Consider the following 2,476-nt stretch of genomic DNA (forward strand, 5'->3'; position numbering starts at 1 on the left):
CAGGGAAACATGGGATAAATCTTCCTTGCGGAAAGCGCGTTTCATCAAAAGAACATCAGCTGGGTTATCTTCGACTAACAAAATCGTATGCTTCACGGTTATCCCTCCTTAGTAGTATCGTTTCTTAATTTAATCCAAAATTTGCTTCCTTTTCCTAGCTCCGATTCGACGCCCACAGAACCGCCCATCCGCTCTACCGCTTTTTGCACAATTGCTAAACCAATACCTGTACCGGGATAGGATTCAATGCCGTGCAAACGCTCAAAAACTCGAAAGATACGTTTTTGATGTTCTGGCGCGATACCAATACCGTCGTCTGCCACCCATAACTTTACGCATTCATCATCTGTTTCAGCCCAAATATGCACTCCCGGTTGACTATCTTTATCAACAAATTTAATCGCATTGCTGAGTAGATTTACGATCGCCTGAGCTAAGGTATTACGATGAGCTTGCACTTTCGGCATTGACGGCATCGCAGTCACTTGAGCTTGGCTTTTTTCCAAATCAGTTTTTAGTTGCGCGAGCGCCTCCGAAACGACCGTATTTAAATCTACAGATCCCAGATTTAATTCAGTGCGACTGAGACGGCTGTAATCTAATAAATCGTTGATTAAATCATCTAAATGATGTGCTGAATTAACTATGTGACGGGCATACTCTTGACCGAGATCGTCTAATTTGTCACCATAATCTTCCAGCAAAGCTTCAGCAAGTCCGTGCATTCCTCGCAAAGGCGCACGCAAATCGTGAGCGATCGAGTAAGCGAATGCTTCTAAATCTTGATTGGCTTGTTCTAATTGGGCAGTGCGTTCTGCTACACGTTGCTCCAAAGTTTCGTTAAGTTGGTTAATTTCGGCTTCGGCTTGTTTGCGTTCTGTAATATCAATTCCTGTGGAAATAACCAAATTTCTGCCATCATATAGCGTCCCCAAATGAGCGGAATGAAACTCCCAAATTCTGGTTTCGCCGCTGCGGGTAGCAATCGTATATTCTCCTTCTACAATTGGTTTATCTAATTTGTATAAAACGTCAATATCTGCTTTGACTGATTCTTTTTTGCTGCCATAGGCTTTTTCGAGCCAGTCGGCAATTGTGGGAATGTCGGAGTGAGTGTAGCCTGTCAGTTCCGTCCAAGTACGATTAATTTGCACAATTTCGCCATCTTCTGCATGAAGAATTATCGGTAACGGAGCCTCCAGAATAGCACGACGGAAACGTTCTTCAGAAGATTGCAATTCTAATTGTGCTTGTTTGCGATCGGTGATATCTGTAGCTGCTTGCAGAGTTGCTTCTGCCTTTTGGCGATCGGTTATCTCTACTTCCAATTGTTTGAGAGTTTGTTTGAGTTCCGATGTACGCTCTTCGACTTTGTTTTCCAGTTCTTCATTTAGTTTTTGCAGCTTTAATATTAATTCTTGGCGTTCGGTGACATCTTGGGCGACACCCGCTATGCGGTAAGTTTTGCCAGCTTTGTCGTCAATTGGAAAAGCCCGATCGCGTATCCAGCGCACTTCCCCATCGGGTCGGACAATGCGATACTTGAGGTTTAACTCTGCCTTTCCCGCCAGATGTTTTTCAAAGCCAGCGATAACGCGATCGCGATCGTCCGGGTGAATGGCATCCATCCACGACATCGGCTGTTGGTATAAACTTTGACGGCTTTTGCCCCAGATTTGCTCGTAAGCCGGACTGACGTAGAGGATCTCGTTCAATTGAGGAGGTTTGAGCCAGAAAACTTCGTCGATGTTTTCCGCTAGCTGACGGAAGCGTTCCTCACTCGATCGCAGCGCCGCTTCGGAAAGCTCAAGTGCTGCCATACTCTGCTTAATGAGTGCGTAAAGCATTCCGGCTGTGACGAATACGTAGAACCAACCTTTCAAAGTTTGAAGTTCTGCCAGCAAGTGAGAATTCTTGACCAGGGTGAATACCAATCCATCGGAAAATAGTATCCACACTCCGCCAACAACCACGTACAGTGCAGCGATTTTCAAAGGAGTCAGTCGCCTCGTCAAGAGTTTCTTTACTATTGAAAATTTACGCATGACGACTATGTATCCCTAAAATCGTTAGGCTTTTCCATTTGCCGAACCACAGGGGCGAAAATAATTACTCTCATGCGGGTAAGATTGTGCTTTCCTGACCGGACTCGCTCCCAAAAATTTTATGGCTGGAATTTTCCGGAGCCACTTCTAGATTGTCAAATAGAATACCCGATCGCATCTACTCAAAGCAAGAATTGACGTTCTCTCCGGAGAAAGCTGATTTTTTGAGGGCTAACTTCCAACAGAAAACCGGTTTGAGAAGCAGGAGGCTTTAGATCGATTTTTGCGGTAATTGCAAAGCCGCTTTTACTCGATCGTATTCTGCGGAAAGTTGACCGAGAAATTGAGATGCACCCGCTGTAGTACCTTTACGACCCATCGTTTCTAATTTTTCACATATTTGAGCAAGGGGAATTGCGCCCAGAGTCACA

Annotated in this window: 1 protein-coding gene; it reads right to left on the reverse strand. The window is 44.8% G+C overall.

The genetic code is table 11. The features are described from left to right. Window positions 1-98: 98 nt before the first annotated feature. Window positions 99-2,045, reverse strand: a complete 1,947-nt coding sequence (locus tag H6S82_RS28655; protein WP_242057146.1) for a PAS domain S-box protein — start codon at window positions 2,043-2,045, stop codon at window positions 99-101. Between the last annotated feature and the right edge of the window lie 431 nt (window positions 2,046-2,476).

The organism is Planktothrix sp. FACHB-1355 (assembly GCF_014748295.1).
Taxonomy (GTDB): Bacteria; Cyanobacteriota; Cyanobacteriia; order Cyanobacteriales; family Aerosakkonemataceae; genus Aerosakkonema; species Aerosakkonema funiforme_A.

Coding starts and splice junctions, on each gene's coding strand:
- H6S82_RS28655 (WP_242057146.1), bottom strand. CDS start 2,045: ATGCGTAAATTTTCAATAGTAAAGAAACTCTTGACGAGGCGACTGACT.